The organism is uncultured Jatrophihabitans sp. (assembly GCF_964244045.1).
In the GTDB taxonomy this organism is placed as follows: Bacteria; Actinomycetota; Actinomycetes; order Mycobacteriales; family Jatrophihabitantaceae; genus Jatrophihabitans.
This window is the reverse complement of record NZ_CAXTHK010000007.1, coordinates 44,208-64,622: the sequence shown is the minus strand read 5'-3', so window position 1 is coordinate 64,622 and position 20,415 is coordinate 44,208. Positions and strand designations below refer to the sequence as shown.

19 protein-coding genes and 1 tRNA gene are annotated in these 20,415 nt (G+C 69.3%); 13 read left to right on the top strand and 7 right to left on the bottom strand.

The window, feature by feature from the left end:
- Positions 1-2: 2 nt before the first annotated feature.
- Complete coding sequence (locus ACFFC4_RS07840) at positions 3-1,394, bottom strand: cystathionine beta-synthase (protein WP_375499492.1); 1,392 nt, start codon at positions 1,392-1,394, stop codon at positions 3-5.
- Between the two features lie 150 nt (positions 1,395-1,544).
- Between ACFFC4_RS07840 and ACFFC4_RS07835 the strand changes: the two genes are divergently transcribed.
- The 3 genes from ACFFC4_RS07835 to ACFFC4_RS07825 are packed head-to-tail and all read left to right on the top strand — an operon-like array spanning position 1,545 to position 5,092.
- On the top strand, positions 1,545-2,777 hold the full coding sequence (locus ACFFC4_RS07835; RefSeq protein WP_375499490.1) for an LCP family protein: 1,233 nt from the start codon (positions 1,545-1,547) through the stop codon (positions 2,775-2,777).
- A gap of 29 nt (positions 2,778-2,806) precedes the next feature.
- A complete protein-coding gene (locus ACFFC4_RS07830; protein ID WP_375499488.1) occupies positions 2,807-3,820 on the top strand; it encodes an SGNH/GDSL hydrolase family protein in 1,014 nt (337 codons plus the stop codon).
- Positions 3,821-3,871: 51 nt separating this feature from the next.
- On the top strand, positions 3,872-5,092 hold the full coding sequence (locus ACFFC4_RS07825; protein WP_375499486.1) for an acetyl-CoA C-acetyltransferase: 1,221 nt from the start codon (positions 3,872-3,874) through the stop codon (positions 5,090-5,092).
- Positions 5,093-5,266: 174 nt separating this feature from the next.
- Here the strand turns inward: ACFFC4_RS07825 and ACFFC4_RS07820 are convergent, their stop codons facing one another.
- Positions 5,267-6,052, bottom strand: coding sequence for a Bax inhibitor-1/YccA family protein (locus ACFFC4_RS07820; protein ID WP_375499484.1), 786 nt, complete (start codon positions 6,050-6,052; stop codon positions 5,267-5,269).
- Between the two features lie 208 nt (positions 6,053-6,260).
- Between ACFFC4_RS07820 and ACFFC4_RS07815 the strand changes: the two genes are divergently transcribed.
- The 4 genes from ACFFC4_RS07815 (at position 6,261) to map (ending at position 11,288) form a co-directional block, all read left to right on the top strand.
- Entirely contained in the window at positions 6,261-7,565 is a 1,305-nt protein-coding gene (locus ACFFC4_RS07815; protein ID WP_375499482.1) for an acyl-CoA dehydrogenase family protein, read from the top strand.
- Between the two features lie 79 nt (positions 7,566-7,644).
- Positions 7,645-8,853 carry an acyl-CoA dehydrogenase family protein gene (locus ACFFC4_RS07810; RefSeq protein ID WP_375499480.1) on the top strand — a complete coding sequence of 403 codons (1,209 nt, stop codon included), beginning with the start codon at positions 7,645-7,647 and terminating at the stop codon, positions 8,851-8,853.
- A 124-nt stretch (positions 8,854-8,977) separates the two neighbouring features.
- Positions 8,978-10,516 carry a class I adenylate-forming enzyme family protein gene (locus ACFFC4_RS07805; RefSeq protein ID WP_375499478.1) on the top strand — a complete coding sequence of 513 codons (1,539 nt, stop codon included), beginning with the start codon at positions 8,978-8,980 and terminating at the stop codon, positions 10,514-10,516.
- A 4-nt stretch (positions 10,517-10,520) separates the two neighbouring features.
- Positions 10,521-11,288 (top strand): type I methionyl aminopeptidase, encoded by a 768-nt coding sequence (gene map / locus ACFFC4_RS07800; protein WP_375499476.1) that lies wholly within the window; start codon positions 10,521-10,523, stop codon positions 11,286-11,288.
- A 5-nt stretch (positions 11,289-11,293) separates the two neighbouring features.
- Here map and lon read toward each other — a convergent pair whose 3' ends face one another.
- Together lon and ACFFC4_RS07790 are read right to left on the bottom strand one after the other, a co-directional pair.
- Positions 11,294-13,621 carry an endopeptidase La gene (lon, locus tag ACFFC4_RS07795; protein WP_375499474.1) on the bottom strand — a complete coding sequence of 776 codons (2,328 nt, stop codon included), beginning with the start codon at positions 13,619-13,621 and terminating at the stop codon, positions 11,294-11,296.
- Positions 13,622-13,715: 94 nt separating this feature from the next.
- Positions 13,716-15,863: an MMPL family transporter gene (locus tag ACFFC4_RS07790; RefSeq protein ID WP_375499472.1), complete on the bottom strand. Its 2,148-nt coding sequence runs from the start codon at positions 15,861-15,863 to the stop codon at positions 13,716-13,718.
- A gap of 77 nt (positions 15,864-15,940) precedes the next feature.
- Between ACFFC4_RS07790 and ACFFC4_RS07785 the strand changes: the two genes are divergently transcribed.
- Positions 15,941-16,702 carry an ATP-binding cassette domain-containing protein gene (locus ACFFC4_RS07785; RefSeq protein ID WP_375499470.1) on the top strand — a complete coding sequence of 254 codons (762 nt, stop codon included), beginning with the start codon at positions 15,941-15,943 and terminating at the stop codon, positions 16,700-16,702.
- Here ACFFC4_RS07785 and ACFFC4_RS07780 read toward each other — a convergent pair.
- Entirely contained in the window at positions 16,687-17,679 is a 993-nt protein-coding gene (locus ACFFC4_RS07780) for a pirin family protein (protein WP_375499468.1), read from the bottom strand. The two genes, ACFFC4_RS07785 and ACFFC4_RS07780, sit on opposite strands and share 16 nt — an antisense overlap.
- A gap of 96 nt (positions 17,680-17,775) precedes the next feature.
- Here ACFFC4_RS07780 and ACFFC4_RS07775 point away from each other — a divergent pair, with 96 nt between their 5' ends.
- From ACFFC4_RS07775 to ACFFC4_RS07765, 3 genes are read left to right on the top strand one after another with little or no spacing between them, the layout of a single operon-like run.
- Positions 17,776-18,180 (top strand): nitroreductase family deazaflavin-dependent oxidoreductase, encoded by a 405-nt coding sequence (locus ACFFC4_RS07775; RefSeq protein WP_375499466.1) that lies wholly within the window; start codon positions 17,776-17,778, stop codon positions 18,178-18,180.
- A gap of 12 nt (positions 18,181-18,192) precedes the next feature.
- On the top strand, positions 18,193-18,369 hold the full coding sequence (locus tag ACFFC4_RS07770; RefSeq protein ID WP_375499464.1) for a DUF5302 domain-containing protein: 177 nt from the start codon (positions 18,193-18,195) through the stop codon (positions 18,367-18,369).
- Positions 18,320-18,808 carry a CBS domain-containing protein gene (locus ACFFC4_RS07765; protein ID WP_375499624.1) on the top strand — a complete coding sequence of 163 codons (489 nt, stop codon included), beginning with the start codon at positions 18,320-18,322 and terminating at the stop codon, positions 18,806-18,808. The genes ACFFC4_RS07770 and ACFFC4_RS07765 overlap by 50 nt, the downstream gene beginning before the upstream one ends.
- Here the strand turns inward: ACFFC4_RS07765 and ACFFC4_RS07760 are convergent.
- A tRNA-Leu gene (locus ACFFC4_RS07760) sits at positions 18,768-18,840 on the bottom strand. The genes ACFFC4_RS07765 and ACFFC4_RS07760 overlap by 41 nt on opposite strands.
- A gap of 48 nt (positions 18,841-18,888) precedes the next feature.
- On the opposite strand from ACFFC4_RS07760, the gene ACFFC4_RS07755 reads away from it, so the two are divergent.
- On the top strand, positions 18,889-19,275 hold the full coding sequence (locus ACFFC4_RS07755) for an acyl-CoA thioesterase (protein ID WP_375499462.1): 387 nt from the start codon (positions 18,889-18,891) through the stop codon (positions 19,273-19,275).
- 91 nt (positions 19,276-19,366) lie between these two features.
- On the top strand, positions 19,367-19,630 hold the full coding sequence (locus ACFFC4_RS07750) for a hypothetical protein (protein WP_375499460.1): 264 nt from the start codon (positions 19,367-19,369) through the stop codon (positions 19,628-19,630).
- Here ACFFC4_RS07750 and ACFFC4_RS07745 read toward each other — a convergent pair.
- Entirely contained in the window at positions 19,623-20,408 is a 786-nt protein-coding gene (locus ACFFC4_RS07745; RefSeq protein WP_375499458.1) for a uracil-DNA glycosylase, read from the bottom strand. The genes ACFFC4_RS07750 and ACFFC4_RS07745 overlap by 8 nt on opposite strands.
- Between the last annotated feature and the right edge of the window lie 7 nt (positions 20,409-20,415).

Sequence of the window (20,415 nt, the reverse complement as noted above, 5' to 3'; positions counted from 1 at the left end):
CGTCAGATACCGGCCAGGTGACCCAGCAGGTCCTGGCGGGTGATCACGCCCGTCGGCTTGCCGTCGATGTGCACGAGCAGCGCGTCGGCCGACTCGAGAGCGGCGACGGCCGCCGAGACCGGCTCCCCCGACCCGATGATCGGCAGGCTCTCGGACATGTGTGGCTCGAGTGCATCGGCCAGTACCGCCGAACCGGCGAACAGCGCCTCGAGCAAGGCGCGTTCCGACACGGACCCGACGACCTCGCCGGCCGTGATGGGCGGCTCGGCCTTGACAATCGGCATCTGCGAGACGCCGTACTCGCGCAGGATGTCGATGGCGTCGCGGACGGTTTCGCTGGGGTGCGCGTGCACCAGCGACGGTGTCTCGCCGGATTTGGCCCGGAGGATGTCACCCACCGTTTCCTGCCCGGGCGCCTCTACGAAGCCGTAGTCGCTGAGCCATTCGTCGTTGAAGATCTTGGACAGGTAGCCACGGCCGCCGTCGGGGAGGAGCACCACGATGACGTCGTCCGGGCCGGCGGTGCGGGCCACCTCGGCCGCGGCCACCACGGCCATGCCGCACGAGCCGCCGACGAGTAGGCCCTCCTCGCGGGCCAGCCGCCGGGTCATGGCGAAGGAGTCGGCATCGCTGACCGCAATGATGTCGTCGCAGACGTCGCGGTCGTAGGTGCTCGGCCAGAAGTCCTCGCCCACACCTTCAACGAGGTACGGGCGGCCGGTACCGCCGGAATACACCGAGCCCTCGGGGTCGGCACCGACGACCCGCATGCTCTGCCCACCCCGCTGCGCCTGCTCCTTCAGGTAGCGCCCGACACCGCTGATCGTGCCGCCGGTGCCCATTCCCGTGACGAAGTGCGTGATGCGCCCGTCGGTCTGCGCCCAGATCTCGGGCCCGGTGGTCTCGTAGTGCGAGCGCGGGTTATTGACATTCGCGTACTGGTTGGGCTTCCAACCGCCCGGCGTCTCGCGCGCGAGCCGGTCGGACACCTCGTAGTAGGAGCGCGGGTCCGCCGGGTCGACCGCGGTGGGGCAGACGACGACCTCGGCGCCGTACGCCTGCAATGTGTTGATCTTGTCGCGGCTGACCTTGTCGGGGCAGATGAAGATGCAGTGGTAGCCGCGCTGCTGGGCGACGATCGCCAGCCCGACGCCGGTGTTGCCCGACGTCGGTTCGACGATCGTGCCGCCCGGTCGCAGCTCGCCGGAGGCTTCAGCAGCGTCGATCATCCGGACTGCGATGCGGTCCTTCACCGAGCCACCGGGATTGAAATACTCGACCTTGGCCAGGACGAGCGGCCCCGCTTGCTGGTCTGGTTCCTGGCCGACGGTTCGCCGCAACCGTACGAGCGGGGTGTCGCCGATCAGCTCGACGACGGAGTCGCTATAGCGCATGCACCCACGCTATCGCCAGCACCGGGCGGCCACCCGCGGCCCGCACCTGAGTGCCGCGCCCGCAGCGCCGTCGCCCGTCGAGCCGGTTCCGTTACATTATCGTGACCTGCATGGCGCGGGCCGACCAGCACGCGACAGAGAGCGGCACCAGTGACCGACGCACAGCTACACCGCCCGTCGGGTCAGCATCGGACGGGCCGCGGCCGGACCGGCACCGTCAGCGCCCTGCGGCTGCTCGGCAAGATCGTGGCAGCCATCGTCTCGGCGTCCTTGCTCGTGGGCGCCGGTTACTTCCGCACCTCCTACACCTCGCTCGAGCGCGGCCTGCACCGCGTCTCGGTCGGCGGTCTGGGCCAGCCGGCGCCGGTCGCGAGGGGTGATACACCGAAGCAGGTCGACGGCTCGGCTCAGAACCTCTTGGTCATCGGCGACGACGACCGCTCCGGCCTGACGCCGCAGGAGATTGAGACCCTGCACGTGGGCGCCGCGTCGCCGACGACCAGCACCGACACCCTGCTGCTCGTGCACGTCCCGGCCAATGGCGCGAAGGCGACGCTCATCTCCATCCCGCGGGACAGCTACGTCGCGATCCCCGGCTTCAAGAACGCCAAGATCAATGCCGCCTACATCGACGGTGCCCAGTACGGGACGGACGGTTTCCCGGTCACCTCGTCGTCCAGTGACGCGGAGAAGCAGGCCGCCGGCATCACCCTGCTCATCCGGGTGCTCAAGAACCTCACGGGGTTGCGGATCGACCACTACGTCCTCGTCAACTTCCTGGGCTTTTTCCACATCGCGCAGGCGATAAAGGGGGTCACGGTCAACCTGTGCCATGCGGTCGACGACAGCCGATCGGGCTTCGTGCAGTCGGCCGGCGTCCATCACCTGACGCCGGTGCAGGCGCTCGAGTTCGTTCGTCAACGGCACAACCTCTCGGACGCCCAGGGCCATCAGCTCAACGATTTCGGTCGCGAGGCGCGCCAGCGCTACTTCCTCGCCGCGGCCTTCAACAAGATCGAGACGGCCGGCACCCTGCTCAACCCGTCGAGGCTCAACGGCCTGATCGCCGCGATCAAGAGCACGCTCACCATCGACGACGGGCTGAGTCTCACGACGCTCGCCCATCAGATGCTCGACCTGACGAGCGGCAACATCGCGGGTCAGACGATCCCGACCGAGGGGTCGCAGATGTTCCCCGCCCCCGTTGGCTCGGCACTCATCGTCGACCCCGCCACGGTGCAGAGACAGATCCAGCGCTGGCTGCACCCGTCCCGGGCGGGGCCCTCGTCGACCCCTGGCGGGTCCACGAGGACTTCGTCGACGTCGGCCGCGCCCTCGAAGTCCGGCTCGGCGGCACCGGCGCAGCACGGCTGCATCAACTGACCCGCTGCCGTGGCGATACCGTCCAGGGCGTGTTACCGCGCAACCATGCCCGCCGCGCCGTGGTCATCGGCGTGGGTCTCGGCTCGGCCTCGGCCGGCGCGGTCGGCGCGCTGATCGGCGTCCTGCACGCCGAGACCCGCCTGGCCCGGCGCCGAATCCCGCAGGCCACGGAACCGCCACCGCCGACCGATGACACGATCTGGGCCGCAGACGGGGTGGGGCTGCGCCGGCCGCCGATCCGCATCGCCATGCTCGGGGACTCAACCGCCGCCGGCTACGGCGTGCGCCATAACCACGAAACGCCGGCGGCGCAGATCGCCCTGGGGATCTCCGAGGCCGCCCGTCGGCCGGTACACGTCACGAACGTCGCCGTCGTCGGAGCACAGTCCAGGCAGCTGCCCGGGCAGGTTGCGGCATTGAACGGCAAGCGGCCGGAGCTCGTCGTCATCATGGTCGGCGCCAACGACGTCACCGCCCGCATCCCACCCGACGACGCCGTACCTCACCTGGCCGAAGGCGTGCGTGCGCTGGTGGAACTGGGCTGCGAGGTCGTGGTCGGCACGTGCCCCGACCTTGGCACAATTCGCCCGCTGGCCCAGCCGCTGCGCGCCTACGCACGCCGGCTGTCGCGTCAGATGGCTCGCGCACAAACCGTCGCCGCGGTCGAGGCAGGCGGGCGGACGGTGTCGCTCGGCGACCTGCTGGGCCCGATGTTCATGCAGGACCTCGGCTTCTTCTCCGAGGACCTCTTCCACCCCTCAGCCGCCGGGTACGCCGAGGCCGCGCAGTCCGTTCTTCCCTCGGCCCTGGACGCGCTGGGGCTGCGGACCCGCGTGCGCTCCGCGAGTGTCTTCACGACCCGCCGCGTCAAGCCGGTAGCCCGCGCGGCCGCCCAGGCGGCAGTGCGTCCCGGTAGCGAGGTGGCCGGCGCCGAACGCTTCGGCCGCACCGAGAACCGGCGTGGCGCTCTGGCGCAGCTGCGCCGCCGGGTGCCCCGTCCCCGACCGCGCTGGCGACGTCGGCACGAGCCCGACGTCGCGTGAAGTGGCACGATCAAGACCAGACACCGCGTAGTCCACCTCCGAGGAGAAGCCATGCCTGATGCCGTCATCGTCGCGACCGCCCGCAGCCCGATCGGTCGCGCCGGCAAGGGTTCGCTCGTCAGCATGCGTCCCGACGACCTCGCGTCCCAGATGGTGCGCGCAGCGCTGGACCAGGTGCCCGACCTCGACGTTCACCAGCTCGATGACCTGATCATGGGCTGCGGCCAGCCGGGTGGCGAGTCGGGCTTCAACATCGGCCGGACGGTGGCCGTCCAGCTCGGTTACGACTTCCTGCCCGGCACCACCGTCAACCGGTACTGCTCGTCGTCGCTGCAGACGACCCGGATGGCGTTCCACGCGATCAAGGCCGGCGAGGGGCACGCCTTCGTGTCCGCCGGCGTCGAGACCGTCTCACGCTTCAGCACCGGCAGCTCCGACGGCTGGCCCGACACCCGCAACCCGCTTTACGACGAGGCGATGGCCCGCACCGCCAAGGTGGCCGAGTCCGGCGCCGGCGAGTGGCGCGACCCGCGCGTCGACGACCAACTGCCCGACGTCTACATCGCCATGGGTCAGACGGCCGAGAACGTCGCTCTGCTGTCCGACGTCAGCCGCGAGGACATGGACCATTTCGCGGTGCGCTCGCAGAACCTCACCGAGGCCGCGCTCGAGTCCGGTTTCTGGGAGCGCGACATCACGCCGGTGACACTGCCTGACGGCACGGTGGTCTCGAAGGACGACGGACCGCGCGCGGGGGTCACCTACGAGGCCGTGTCGAGCCTCAAGCCAGTGTTCCGGCCCGACGGACGGGTCACCGCCGGCAACTGCTGCGCGCTCAACGACGGCGCGGCGGCCCTCGTCGTCCTCAGTGACGAGAAGGCCTTCGAGCTGGGTATGACGCCGCTGGCCCGGGTCGTGGCTACCGGCGTGTCCGGGCTGTCGCCCGAGATCATGGGTCTCGGACCCGTCGAGGCGACCAAGAAGGCGCTGGCCTCGGCCGGCATGTCCATCGGCGACATCGACCTTGTCGAGATCAACGAGGCCTTCGCCGCGCAGGTCCTGGCCTCGCAGCGCGATCTCGATATCGACATGGACCGCCTCAACGTCAACGGCGGCGCGATCGCCGTGGGACACCCGTTCGGGATGACCGGGGCTCGCATCACCAGCACGTTGATCAACTCGCTCAGGACGCACGACAAGCAGTTTGGGCTGGAGACGATGTGCGTCGGCGGGGGCCAGGGCATGGCCATGATCATCGAACGGCTCAGCTGAGTCGAGTCCTCGACGTAACCTGCGGTTCGGATGCTCGTTGAACCAGGCAGTCTGATCGGACGGGCAGTGGGGAACGTCCGAGCACGCAGCACGGAGACGCACAACCCGCGCGACAGCAACGGCGGGCCGGTTGGGGACCGGCCCGCCGTTGTCGTGTGCGCGTGTACTGGCGCGCTAGCGGCGCAGGTTGCCGAGCAGACGCAGGATCTCGAGATACAGCCAGACCAGCGTGACGGTGAGGCCGAACGCCGCCAACCACGCCATCTTCTGCGGCGCGCCGTTACGGATGCCGCGCTCGATCATGTCGAAGTCGAGCACCAGGTTCATGGCCGCGATGACGATGCACACCAGGCTGAACACGATCGCGAGCGGGCCGCCGTCGCGTAGGCCGAGGCCACCCGGGGTGAACAGGTAGGCCACCATGTTGACCAGCATCAGGCCGACAACCCCGAAGGTGGCGCCGACGATGATGCGAGTGAACTTGGGCGTGACCCGGATAGCGCCGATCTTGTAGACGAACAGCATGCCCGCCGCGACCATCGTGGTGCCGGCGACGGCCTGGATGACGATGCCGTCCCAGCGCTGCTCGAAGACCCGGCTGATCGCGCCGAGGAAGACGCCCTCGAAGGCCGAGTACAACAGTGCGGTGGCCGGCTTCACCTTGCCGGTGAACGACATGTACAGACCGAGGACGAGCCCGCCCATGGCGCCGATGATCAGGCCCGGGACGAACAGTGAATCGGGCAGGGCGACCCAGGCAATTGCACCGGCAACGAAGATCGTGGCCAGCATCGCGGCAGTGCGCTGGACGACGTCGTCAAGGGTCATGAAACCTTGACCCTGGCGCGGGCCGGCATACGCAGGCTGGTCGTACATGCCCTGCAGCTGGCCGGCGCTCGGCGCGGGGTAGTTGCCGCCGGACTCGCGGCCGAACCGGTTGATGACGGGGTTCTGAGCCATGATCGCCTTCCTTGCGCTCGCTGAGCGATTCGTGCTGATGCTTCCAGCGTGTTCAACGCAGCGTAGATCCACGACGTTCCCGGCAACCGACGCACCCACAGCCCGCTTGGCGAGAAAGCTACTGACGAGTAGATTTATGTGGAACTTGCCGTATCACTGAGTTTCGGGGGCAGCGATGTCAGGGCGCAACACACGGGGACGCGATGCCATGGGCTACGGCCTGGCCGCACTCAACAAATTGGCCGGCGTAGGAGTGATCGATCGTCTCGGACTGCGCAAGCAACTTGAGCGTGCGGTCTACAGCAGCAGCAAGGCCGGCTTCCGGGCGGTCGCCTCCGTCGGGGCTGCCAACCGCTCCTTCGCCGCCGTCACCCGCCGAAGTCAGGCCGAACGGCCCAGGACCTCGAGCGGCACCGGGCTGTTCGACCTCACGCCGTCCGACGAGCAGAAGATGATCGTCGAGGCCACCGCCGAATTCGCTGCCGAGCAGCTGCGCCCGGTCGCGGCAGAGGCAGATTCGGAGTGCGCAGCCCCCGAGACGCTGCTCAAGCGCTCCGTCACCGAGCTCGGCGTCACGCTCGTCGGGGTCCCCGAGGCACTGGGCGGAATGGGCTCCGAACGTTCGGCGACCACCGGCGCTCTCGTGGCCGAGGCCCTGGCGCACGGCGACATGGGTCTCGCCGTGGCCTGCCTCGCACCGGCTGCGGTCGGCAACGCACTGGTGCTGTGGGGCACCGAGGAGCAGCAGTCCACCTACCTGCCGTCTTTCGTCGGCGACGACGTCCCTGCGGCCGCGCTGGCGGTACTCGAGTCCCGCCCGCTTTTCGACCCGTTTACGCTGCACACGACGGCCACCCGCTCCGGCGACGGCTTCGTCCTCAACGGCGCCAAGTCGCTGGTCCCGCGCGCGGCCACGGCCGAGCTGTTCATCGTCGCCGCCGATCTCGAGGGCTCACCGGCGCTGTTCATCGTCGAATCCGGCACAACGGGGATCACCGTCGAGGCCGAGCCGGCGATGGGCCTGCGCGCAGCGGCCACCGCCCGGTTGATGTTCGAGGACGTGACACTGCCCGCGACCGCGCTACTGGGCGACGCGTCCGCCGACGTGTACGCCGAGTGCATCCGGCTCGGGCGGATCGGCTGGTCGGCGCTGGCCGTCGGCACCGGCAAGGCCGTGCTCGACTACGTGATCCCCTACGTGAACGACCGCAAGGCGTTCGGCGAGCCGATCAGCAACCGGCAGGCCGTCGCCTTCAAGGTCGCCGACATCGCCATCGAGCTCGAAGGCGCGCGGCTGACGATGTTGCGCGCTGCGGCCCGTGCCGACCAAGGGTTGAGCTACGCCCGCGAGGCGGCGCTGGCCCGCCGGCTCACCGCCGAGTACGGCATGAAGATCGGCTCCGACGGCGTGCAGCTGCTCGGTGGCCACGGCTTCGTCAAGGAACACCCGGTCGAGCGCTGGTACCGAGATCTGCGCGCGGCTGCGGTCATGGAAGGTGTGGTGCTGGTATGAGCGGCACCCGGGGGTACAGCATCAGCGGAGCGAACACCGGACACAGCGCACCTTGGGCCCGAGCGAAGCGAGGTCAGGCATGATTTCACTGGAGACACCGAAGAAGTTCGGCATGCTGGTCAACCAGGCGCACCAGGTGTCGCTGGAGATCTTCCGGCCCATCTCGCGCAAGTACGACCGCGCCGAGCACGAGTACCCCAAGGAGCTCGACGCGCTGGCTGCGCTCATCGACGGCATGAACGATGGCGGCGAGGGTGGCACGGGCGCCCGCGGCGTGCGGCGCGACCCGGGCGACGGCAGCGCGACGAACCGCAACGGCACCAACATGTCCAGCGTGCTCTCGGTCATGGAGGCGTGCTGGGGCGATGTCGCCATGGTGCTGTCGATGCCCCGCCAGGGCCTGGGCGACGCTGCCATCGCCTCCGTCGCCAACGACGAGCAGCTCGAGCGCTTCGGCAAGCTGTGGGCCTCGATGGCCATCACCGAGCCGGGCTTCGGTTCCGACTCGTCCGCCGTCTCGACGACCGCGGTGCTCGACGGTGACGAGTACGTCATCAACGGCGAGAAGATCTACGTCACCGCCGGCGGTCGCTCGAACGCCGTCGTCGTGTGGGCGACCCTCGACAAGTCGAAGGGGCGCGCCGCGATCAAGTCGTTCGTGGTCGAGAAGGGCACGCCGGGCATGGAGGTCGTGCGGCTCGAGCACAAGCTCGGCATCCGCGCCTCGGACACCGCGACGATCATCTTCACCGACTGCCGGGTGCCCAAGGAGAACATGCTCGGCTCGCCGGACATCAACGACGATCAGGGCTTCGCCGGGGCGATGCAGACCTTCGACAACACCCGTCCGCTGGTTGCCGGCATGGCCGTCGGCTGTGCCCGCGCCGCGCTGGACGTGACGCAGGATCTGCTCAAGGAAGCCGGCATCGAGCTGGACTGGGACAAGCCGGCCCTCTCGCAACCGGCTGCGGCTGCGGCGTACCTCCAGATGGAGGCCGACTGGGAAGCCGCCTACCTGCTGACCCTGGAAGCCGCATGGATGGCCGACAACCGCAAGCCCAACTCGCTGCAGGCCTCGATGGCCAAGGCCAAGGCCGGCCGGGTCGGCACCGAGATCACCCTGCGCTGCGTCGAACTCGCCGGCGCGCTGGGCTACAGCGAGGAGTCCCTGCTCGAGAAGTGGGCCCGCGATTCCAAGATCCTGGACATCTTCGAGGGCACCCAACAGATCCAGCAGCTCATCATCGCCCGCCGGCTGCTGGGCAAGAGTTCCTCGGAACTGAAGTAACCGCCCCCTTTCGTGATCAACAGCGCCGAACTGTCGTTGCACGACAGTTCGGCGCTGTTGATCACCCGAGGTTGGGTTGGTCTCTCATTGCGGTGCCACACCGTGCGGGCCTAGCGTCAGGCTCATGACGACGACGTCGGACGCCCGGATGCTGACCACCCCCCTCGGCACCTCGCTGGGGGCGCTGGCTGAGCAGGCCGAGGCCCGGTTCGGCGACTCGAGCACCCTGCTGTTCGAAGGGCGGGTGTGGACGAGCGCCGGGCTCAACGCTCGGGCTCGGCGGTTCGCCGGCGGCCTGGCCGAGTTGGGCATCGGGCCGGGCGACCGGGTCGCCGTCTGCATGGCCAACTGCCCGGAGGTCCTGGAGACGTACTCCGCAATATGGCGCCTGGGTGGGGCCGTCACCCCGTTGCTCTTCTTGCTCAGTACGGACGAGCTACAGCACGCTCTGAGCGACTCCGGTGCGTCCACGATCGTCACCACGCCGGAGTTCCTGCCCAAGGTGCTCGCCGCGGGCGCGGGATTGCCGCTGCACGTCGTGGTCACCGGCCCGAGGAACGACGGCGCGCTCAGCTTCGACGAACTGGCTGCGGGCGACGAGGCGCCGCTCGCCGACGTCGACCCGAGCGGCATGGCCGCGCTGCTCTACACCGGCGGCACCACCGGCCGCTCGAAGGGCGTGGTGCTCAGCCACGATGCGCTGTCCTCGTCGGCGTGGGCTGCCGTGTTGGCCGGTGTCGAGGACGAGTACTCGGTGTCGTTGCTGCCGCTGCCGCTCGCCCACGCTTACGGGCTGCTGGTCTCGACGATGGGCCTGCATGCGGTGCGCCCCAGCCGGACCGTCCTCATGCGGTGGTTCGACCCAACCGGCTGGCTGAAACACGTTCAGACCGAAGGCGTCGAGGTCGCGTCCGTCGTGCCGACCATGCTGCGTCTGCTGCTCACCCAGCCGCTTGAGTCCTACGACCTGTCCACGCTGCGCCGCATTGTCAGTGGCAGCGCGCCGCTACCGGCCGAGGTGCTCGAGGCGTGGAACCGCCGGGTGCCGTGCGTCGAGGTCGTCGAGGGGTACGGATGTTCCGAGACTGCCGCGCTGGTGTCGACCACACCGCTGGGACGCGCCAAACCGGGCAGCGTTGGGCCGGCCGGCCCCGGCATCGAGATTCGCATCGAGACCGCCGACGGCAACCCCGCGCCGGCCAGCATCGACGGTGAGGTCTGCGTCCGCAGCCCCGGTCTGATGACCGGGTACTGGCACGACCCCGACGCCACCGCGCACGCCATCCGCGACGGGTGGTTCCACACCGGCGACATCGGCCACCTCGACCACGACGGTTACCTCTATGTCGTCGACCGGATGAAGGACATCATCATTCGTGGCGGCTTCAACGTCTACCCGCGCGACGTGGAGGAAGCACTGATCCGCCATCCGGCCGTCGCAGTGTGCGCGGTCGTCGGCCGGCCCGACGACAAGCAGGGCGAGGAGATCGTGGCGTTCGTCCAACTGCACGACGGGGCGACGGTCGACGAGGGCGAACTGGTCGAGTTCGCCCGCGCGCACCTGTCGGCGATCAAGTATCCGCGCGAGATCCACATCATCGCGCAACTGCCGCTGACCAGCATCGGCAAGCTCGATCGCAAAGCGCTGCGCGGCCAGTTCTGAGCGCATGATCGAGATCCTGGCCGCGACCGAGCTGCCCCGAGCCCGGCAGGCGGGTGCCGTTGTCGCCGGCATCCTGCAGACCCTGCAGAGCCGCTGCACGGTCGGCACGAACCTCCTGGAGATCGACCGGTGGACTCGTGAGCTCATCACCGACGCCGGCGGGGAGTCCTGCTACGTCGACTACGCCCCGTCCTTCGGCCGCGGCCCGTTCGGTCACTACATCTGCACGTCCGTCAACGACGCTGTGCTGCACGGGCGGCCGCACGACTACGCCCTCGTTGACGGTGACCTGCTGACCCTCGACCTGGCTGTTTCGACCGGTGGTCTCGTGGCCGACTCCGCGGTGAGCTTCGGCGTCGGCTCGGCGTCGGAGCAGAGCACAGACCTGATCGACGCGACCGATCGCGCACTGCGGGCCGGCATCGCCGCGGCCGGTCCGGGTGCCCGCATCGGGGACCTTTCCGCGGCGATCGGGGCGGTTCTGCACGAGGCGGGCTACCAAGTCAACACCGAGTTCGGCGGCCACGGTGTCGGCTCGACGATGCACCAGGACCCGCACGTCTCGAACTCCGGCCGCCCCGGGCGCGGCTACCTGCTGCGTCCCGGTCTGTTGCTAGCTCTCGAGCCATGGGTCATGGCGGACACCGCCGAGCTCGTCGTCGATCCGGACGGCTGGACGCTGCGCAGTGCGACCGGTTGCCGCACCGCGCACAGCGAGCACACCATCGCGATCACCGCCTACGGCGCCGAGGTCCTGACCGAGCGCACCTGATCAGGTCAGGCGGCAGCCGTCACCGTCGTGGCCGCCGCAGCCTCGAGTGCGTAGGCCAGGATCTCGCCGACGTCGCCCACCGGGCGGACGTCGAGCTCGGCCAGCACCTCAGCCGGGACGTCGTCGAGGTCCGGCTCGTTGCGCTGCGGGATGAAGACCGTCTTGAGCCCAGCCCGCTGCGCGGCGAGGAGCTTCTGCTTGACCCCGCCGATCGGCAGGACGCGCCCGTTGAGCGTCACCTCGCCGGTCATTCCGACGTCGGAGCGCACCGGGCGGCCGGTGGCCAGCGACGCCAGCGCCGTGACCATCGTGACGCCTGCCGACGGGCCGTCCTTTGGCACCGCGCCGGCCGGCACATGCAGGTGCAGCGCGCGGTCGAGCGCGGCGGCGTCGATTCCGTGCGACGCGCCGTGCGAGCGCAGGTAGCTCAGCGCGATGTGCGCGGACTCCTTCATGACGTCGCCCAGCTGACCGGTGAGGGTCAGGCCGCGCTCCCCCGCCATGCTGGTGGCCTCGATGAACAGCACGTCGCCGCCGGCCCCGGTGACCGCCAGCCCGGTGGCCACGCCCGGCACCGCCGTGCGCTCGGCCGACTCGGGCAGGAAGCGCGGCCGACCGAGGTACTCGTGCAGGTTGCCGTCGTCGACAGCCACCGACGCGACGTCGGTGGAGCCGAGGCGCGTGGCCACCTTGCGCAGCACCTTGGCCAGTGACCGCTCGAGCTGACGCACCCCCGCCTCGCGGGTGTACTGCCCGGCGATCGAGCGCAGCGCGTCGTCGGACACGGTGACCTCGTCGGCGCCCAGCGCGGCCCGTTCGAGCTGGCGGGGCAGCAGGTGGGTACGTGCGATGGCCACCTTGTCATCCTCGGTGTAACCGTCGAGGGTGACGACCTCCATGCGGTCGTACAGCGCCTGCGGAATGGTGTCGGCGACATTGGCCGTGGCCAGGAACAGCACATCGGAAAGGTCGAGGTCGACCTCGAGGTAGTGGTCGCGGAACGTGTGGTTCTGTGCCGGGTCCAGCACTTCAAGCAGGGCGGCGGCCGGGTCGCCGCGGTAATCAGAACCCACCTTATCGATCTCATCGAGCAGCACGACCGGGTTCATCGAGCCGGCCTCGGTGATGGCCCGGACGATCCGCCCGGGCAGCGCACCCACGTAAGTACGGCGGTGGCCGCGGATCTCGGCCTCGTCCCGTACGCCACCGAGGGAAACGCGGACGAAGTTGCGACCGAGAGTACGAGCGACCGACTCGCACAGCGATGTCTTGCCGACGCCGGGCGGTCCGACGAGCGCCAGTACGGCACCCGAGCCCCGTCCGCCCACGACCTCGAGGCCACGGGTAGCGCGGCGGGACCGTACCGCGAGGTATTCCACGATCCGGTCCTTGACGTCGTCGAGGCCGTGGTGGTCGGCGTCGAGGATCTCGCGCGCAGTGAGCAGGTCGGTGTTGTCATCCGTGCGGGTCGACCACGGAATGTCCAGGACGGTGTCGAGCCAGGTGCGAATCCAGCCGCCCTCGGGCGACTGGTCGGACGCGCGCTCGAGCTTGCCGACCTCGCGCAGCGCGGCCTCACGGACCTTCTCGGGCAGGTCGGCGGAGTCGACGCGGGCGCGATAGTCCTCCGTTCCTTCTGGCTCTCCTTCGCCCAACTCCTTGCGGATCGCAGCGAGCTGCTCACGCAGCAGGAACTCACGCTGGCGCTTGTCCATACCCTCGCGTACGTCATCACGGATCTTTTCGGTGACCTCGAGCTCGGCGAAGTGCTCGCGCGCCCATTCGAGCACCCGCTCGAGACGCGCCTCGATGTCCGGCGTCTCGAGCAGCTCGCGCTTCTGCTCGTCCGACAAGTACGGCGCGTAGCCGGCCATGTCGGCCAGCTCGCTCGGGTCGCTGACCTTCTGGACGGTGTCGATGACCTGCCACGCGTTGCGCTGCTGCAGGATCGCGATGACGACCTTGCGGTAGTCGTCGGCCAACGCGCGCACCGCGTCCGTGGTCGGGGCGTCCTCGACGGGCTCGGCCTCGACCCACAGCGCTGCCCCCGGGCCTGGCACGCCCGAGCCGAGCCGGGCGCGAGCACCGGCGCGCAGCACGGCGACCGGACCACCGCCGGGTAGCCGCCCGAGCTGCTCGACGCTCGCGACCACGCCGAAGGTCGGGTAACGGTCGGCGAGTCGGGGAGCCAGCAGCAGTTGCCCGTCCGACCCGGCGCGCGCGGCGTCGATGACCGGACGGCTGTCGCCGTCCAACTCGACCGGAACAACCATGCCCGGCAGCACAACGAGATCGGGCAGCGAGAGGATCGGCAGGGTGATGATGTCGGACATGGGTTCCTCGGTTCCTGGAGACGTTGAGTCTTGCTGGCTCAACCTGGTCCCGAGGGCGGATGTTTCCCGGTGGCGTACGCCCAGAGCGAACGCGTCAGGAGCTGGCCCCCACCCGCGCCTCATCAGCTGAAAGGTGCGGGTGTGGCTTCGACGGCTCGACCCGCAGCAGGCGGGCGACCCCGGCCGGCAGGTACCAGTTCCAGTCACCGAACAACGAGACGAGTGACGGCACGAGCAGCGCCCGGACGATCGTGGCGTCGAGCAGGATGCCGAAGCCGAGGCCCGTGGCCAGCGTCTTGATGTCGGTGCCCGGGCCGGAGGCCAGCGCGGCGAAGGCCAGGAACAGGATCAGTGCCGCGCTCGTCACCAACCGTCCGGTGCGACCGACGCCCTCGATCACCGCCTCGTCCGTGCTGCGGGCCGAGTCGTACTCCTCGCGGATGCGGGACAGGATGAAGACCTCGTAATCCATCGACAGCCCGAACAGGAATGCGAACACCATCAGCGGGATCCAGAAGGTGATCGCGCCGGTCCCGGCGATGCCGAACAGCGCGCCCGACCCGTGGCCGTCCTGCCAGAACAGGACGAGCAGCCCGAGCGTGGCGCCCAGGGACACGAGGTTCAACACGACGGCCTTGAGCGGCAGCAGCAGCGAGCGGAACGCCCGAGCCAGCAGGATGAACGTCAGCACCGCGATGATCAACAGGACCAGTGGGAAGTTGCCGTAGACGGCGTTCAGGAAGTCGATCTGCGCCGCACCGACGCCGGCCACGCCGACGACGCCGGGCCGGTCGTCGACTGCGGACTTCACCCTGTCGACAACACCGACGCTCGAGGAGTTGACCGTCTCCTCTTCCGGCACCACGACGAGCACCGTCTGCCCCTTGCGGTTGCTGCTCGGCGCGTTCGAGACGAACACCTTGTCCACGCCGTCGACGCCGCGGATTCGGGTGGCCGTCGCGGCGGCCTGTTCGCGGTCGACGAGCACCTCGAGCGGGGTCAGGGTGCCCGTCGTGACCCCGCCTGTCTTCAAAGTCTGCAGCGCGTCATAGGCAGAGCCGTTCTTGGCCAGCGACTCCGAGGACGCGAGACCGATCTTGACGCCGGCGAAGATGCCGATCAGGGCGAATAGCGCTGCGAGGGCCACGACTGCGGCGACCCAGCGGCGGCGCACGACCAGCGCTGCCCAGCGGCTCCAGGCCTTGCTGGCGCTGCTCTCGTGCCGGATGCGTGGCCAGTCCACGCGCGGGCCGATGCCGCCCAGGATCGCCGGCGTTAGGGTCAGGGTGGTCAGCACGCTGGCCAGCGGGATGAGCGCGCCGCCGTACCCGAGGCTGCGCATGAACGGCACCGGCAGCACAACCAGCGCGAGCAGGCCGATGGCCACCGTGACACCGGAGAACAGCACCGCGTGCCCGGCAGTCTGCATGGCCACCACGACCGCCTCATGGTTCTCGCGCCCGTGGTCGCGTTCCTCGCGCCAACGCGTGACGAGCAGCAGCGAGTAGTCGATGGCCACGCCGAGGCCCACCAGCGCGATGAGGAATTCGACGATGAACGAGACGTCCGTGAAGTAGGTGATCGGCAGCAGCATCAGGAAGGTGGCCAGGATCGAGACGGCAGCGACGACCAGCGGCAGCAGGGCCAGGAACGACGCGAACACGAACGCCAGGACGATGAGCGCACCCAGGGCCCCGATGAGCGTCTCGCCGAGCACGCCCGGGCCGGACTCGTCATCGCCCACGGCCAGCGCGTCTTCACCCGTAACGCCGATAGTGGCCCCGCGGGGAGCCGCCGCGGTGGCCGCCTTGCGGATGCCCTCGGTCGGCAACGTGGCGGTCGGCGAGGGGTTCGTGCGATAGAAGACGATGGCGTACGCCGTCCGGCCGTCCTTGGTCCGGAATGCCCGGTCACCGGTGTTCGCCTCGTCGATCACCCGCAGTCCCGGCACGGTGCGCTCGACGGCCGAGAAGGTTGCGGCCACGGCCTTGGCCTGAGCTCCCACCTGCTGTCCGGCGGGCAGGGTGACGTTGACGAGATAGGGGCTGGTGTCGCCGCCATTGCCCAATGCGGCCTTGATGGAGTTTGCGGTGTCGGTACCCGGTTGGCCGGGCAACGAGAAGTCCACCGTGAGGCGATCGGTCGTCTTGCCAGCGAGCGCGATGCCCGCCACCAGGACGAGCCCCCAGAACGCCAGCACCCACCGGCGGCGCCGCAGTACGAATTCGCCCAGAGTCTTCATCGCGTAGTCAGCCCACCCTCATCGAGTCGTCGGGTGAACGGTAGCGGGCGCCTACGACACTTTGGCAGGGTGCACGAATGTTCTTGGAGCTGCCGGTGACGGCGGTGCGGCGTGACCCGCACGCTGCCGTCGCGCTGGATCCGGACACCTGGCCGGCCGACATCCCGGCTGTCGCGGAGCTGCTCACCCGCGGTCTCGAGCTAGGGCCGCTCACCGTGCTCGTCGGCGAGAACGGCTCGGGCAAGTCGACGCTCGTCGAAGCGATCGCGCAGGCCTACGGCTTGTCCTCGGAAGGCGGGTCGACAGGCGCCCGGCACAGCACCCGCGAATCGGAATCCGCGCTGCACCGGGTGCTGCGCGTCCAGCGCGGGATCGGTGCCTCGAAGTGGGGCTTCTTTCTGCGCGCCGAGACCATGCACGGCTACTACAGCTACCTCGAGGCACGCCCGAGCCGCATGGGTAGGCCCGACCCGGTCTTTCACGAGCTCTCGCACGGCGAATCTTTCTTGAGCGTGCTCGAGGCCCGGTTCGAGGACCCCGGCTTCTACGTCCTGGACGAGCCGGAGTCCGCGCTGTCGTTCAGCGGGTGCCTGGCCCTTGTCGGCCTGCTGCACCGGATGGCGGGCGACGGTCGACGCCAGGCGCTGGTGGCCACCCACTCACCGATCATCGCGGCTACGCCGGGAGCCAGGATCCTCGAGGTCGGCGAGCACGGCCTGCGCGAGGTCGCGTGGGACCAGCTGGAGCTCGTGCAGAACTGGGCCGACTTCCTCGCCGACCCGTCGGTGTTCCTGCGCTACGTCCTCGAGCCCGACCGCTGGGCTCAGGAACCGGAGTAGACGTGCGGCATGATCGCGTCGGGCGGGATGACGCCGAGCCGGCCGGACTGGTAGTCGGCCATCGCCTGCTGCAGTTCGGCACGGGTGTTCATGACGAACGGCCCGTACTGCACCATCGGCTCACCGATCGGCTTCCCGCCAAGCAGGATGACTTCGAGCGAGCTGGTTCGACTGTCCTGCCTGTTGTCGGCGGCGATGGTGATCCGATCGCCGGCACCGAAGACGGCCAGCTGACCGGCGTGGATCGGCTCGCCCTTCGTGCCCATGGTGCCGGAACCGGCGTAGACGTAGGCCAGCGCGTTGTAGTCGGCCTGCCAGGGCAGCGACAGCGAGGCGCCGGCCGCGACGGACGCGTGCAACAGGGTGATCGGCGAGTGCGTCGACCCCGGTCCGCGGTGCTTGACGCCGTCGGGGCCGTCGACCTCGCCGGCGATGACCCGCAGCAGCGCGCCGCCGTCCTCGCTGGCCAGCAGCAGCAGGTCCGAGGCCTCGACCGGCTGGTAGGCCGGCGTCGCGAACTTCTCGGCGGCCGGCAGGTTGACCCACAGCTGGAAGCCGTTGAACAGCCCGCCCTTCTCGACGAGCTGCTCCGGCGGGGTCTCGATGTGCAGCAAGCCCGAGCCGGCAGTCATCCACTGCGTCGAGCCCTCGTGGATGACGCCGCCACCGCCGTGGGTGTCCTGATGGATGAACTGACCGTCGATGAGGTAGGTGACGGTCTCGAAGCCGCGGTGCGGGTGCCAGTTGGTGCCCTTCGGCTCGCCGGCCGCGTAGTCCACCTCGCCCATGTGGTCCATCATGATGAACGGGTCGAGGTGCTCGTAGCGGATGCCGGCCATCGTCCGGCGCACCGGGAAGCCCTCGCCCTCGTAACCCTGCGGACCTGTCGACACCGCTAACACCGGACGCTCCGTGTCGCCGAGCCCTCCACCCTTGACCCGGGGCAGAACTAGCGTGTCGGCCGTGACTGCAGCCATGGCAACCTTCCTCCGTCATGTAGTTGCGTCTGCAACTGCTTCGAGAACGTGCCCGCCGGGCAGGCTATTCCGAGCCACCCATCGAGAGGACTGCTCATGCTCTTCGGCAAAGAACACGTGGAACGCTACGAGGCCACCGGCGGAGAGGAGGGCTACCACTGGGAGAAGGGCACGACGATCCTGCTGCTGCACACCACCGGTCGGACATCGGGCACGGAGCGCGTGCACCCGCTCATCTACCGAGACTGGGAGGACGCGTACCTCATCGTCGCTTCGAAGGGCGGCGCCCCGGATTCCCCCGAATGGTTCAAGAACATCGAGGCGAACCCGAGCGTCGAGATCCAGATCAAGGACGAGAAGTTCCCGGTGCACGCCCGCATTGCCACCGATGAGGAGAAGCCGGCCATGTGGCAGCACATGGCCGAGGTATGGCCGGACTACGACGACTACCAGCGCAAGACCGACCGACCGATCCCTGTGGTCGTCCTGGAACGGACATGACACGCTTGCACCATGACTGACGAGCCCGAGGCCACCGACGATGCGAAGGCCAAGTTCCGGGAGGCGCTCGCTCGCAAGCAGGGCAAGCGGCACCCGCACGAGGCGGCCTCCCAGGCGGAGGCGAAGGTCGGGGATACGCATGGGGCGGTCGGTGGCAAGCGCACGTTCCGGCGCAAGAGCGGCGGCTGACGCCACGGTCGCCGACGCGATGGTGCGACGGCCGCTGATCTGCCCGGCGTCCGTCACCACCGGCGAGGTCCGCGAGCTGTTGCGCGACGAGCACCTGCACGCGGTTCTTCTCCTGGACGGGTCGACGCTGGTCGCCGTCGTCGAGCGCGAGGATCTCGAGTCCGACGGCGACCCGGTCGCACCAGCACGTCTACTCGGGCGGGTGCGCGGGCGCACCATCGCCCCCGACGCCGACCTGGAGAACGCGCGTCGCCAGCTCCTCGAGACGGGGCGGCGCAGACTCGCCGTCGTCGATGAGAATCATCGGCTGCTGGGCCTGCTGTGCCTGAAACGCACGGGTCTCGGCTTCTGCTCCGACGCCGACGTCGCAGCGCGCACATGCGACAACGCTGAGCCGGTGCCCCCGGTCGGACTCGAACCGACACTGCGACCCTTTTAAGGGGTCTGCCTCTGCCATTGGGCTACGGGGGCCGCGCGGCTCATTGTGCCGTCCGGGGATACTAGGAAAAGAGGGCGCAGGTGACGATCTGGTCCGCGCCCGTCCGCTATGCCGAGGTGGACCAGCAGGGCGTCGTGTTCAACTCCCACTACCTGGTGTGGTGCGACGAGGCGCTCGCCGCGTTCTGCGCCGAGCGCGGGTTGCAGACATTCGCCGAGGCCGTGCACCTCAAGGCGTCGTCGCTCGTCTGGTCTGCACCGGCCCGCTGGGGACAGCGTGTCGAGGTGACGGTGCGCTGCCACAGCGTCGGACGCACGAGCACCACGCTCGCCTTCGAGATTGCCGCCGACGGCGAGCCGTGCTGTCACGTCGAGACGGTGTACGTGCTCGCGGCGGACGGCCTGCCGCAAGTGATTGACGACGCGACGCGCGCCGCGTTGACGGTTGGTTACGCAGGTAATGGGTAAACGACCGTCGTACACCTGCAGATCTGCGACTGCTCTCCCTCGCGCTGTCGCCGAACCAAAGGTGTCGTAGCCACGACCTACCGTGCGCCGCATGACAAACCTTTCGGTTTCGTTGAGCACAGACACCGTCGAGGGCCGCATCGCGCAGGCGACGCGCCCGGCGCCGGACGGGCGCCTCGACCCCAGCGAGGTCAACGAGCTGGCAGAGCGAGCAGCTCTGGCCGGCATGAAGCCGACCGCGCTGGCGCGCAATTTGATCCGGATCGGCCTGGCAGGAAACCGCGGTGCCGAGTTGGCCGACGCGGTGGACCGGCTGGATGCGGTGGTGCAGGAGCTGCGGGGCGTCCTCAGGTGAGGCCGGCAACGCTTGCTGCCCGGGCAAACACGGCGTCGAGCATCGGCTCGGTGAGGCGTCCCGTGAAGGTGTTCTGCTGGCTGACGTGGTAGCAGCCGAGCACGGTGCGGCCCTCGACGACAACCTCGGTGCCGTGTGCGAACGCTGGGCGCCGTACCGGCACGGCTACCCCCGCGGCTGCCAGTGACGGCCACAGCGTTGCCCAGCCGAACCCGCCCAGTACCACCACCGCGCGCACTCCGGGCCACACCAGGCGCAGTTCGCGTTCGAGCCACGGGTGGCAGGTGTCGCGCTCGACCGTGGTGGGCTTGTTTGCCGGCGGCGCGCAGTGCACCGGTGCGGTGATCCGCACGCCCCGCAGCGTCAGCCCGTCGTCGGCAGACACCGACGTCGGCTGGTTGGCCAACCCCACCCGATGCAGCGCTGCGTAGAGCCAGTCGCCGCTGCGGTCACCGGTGAACATTCGGCCGGTGCGGTTCGCGCCGTGGGCGGCGGGCGCCAACCCGACGATGAGCACGCGTGGAGCGGGCACTCCGAAGGCAGCCACCGGGCGCCCCCAGTACGTCTCGGCAGCGAAGGCCCGGCGCTTCTCCCGGGCCACCCGCTCGCGCCACTCGACGAGGCGCGGGCACGCCTTGCAGACGGAGACGCGCGCAGACAGCTCGGCCAGGCTCCCGGCACCCGCAGCAAGGCCGGCCACGTCGCCGGCTGAACCGGCAACGGGCGTGCCGGACGTAGCCGGATCACCGGGCCACCCCGTCCCCGGCAGCACGCTCATGTGCCCA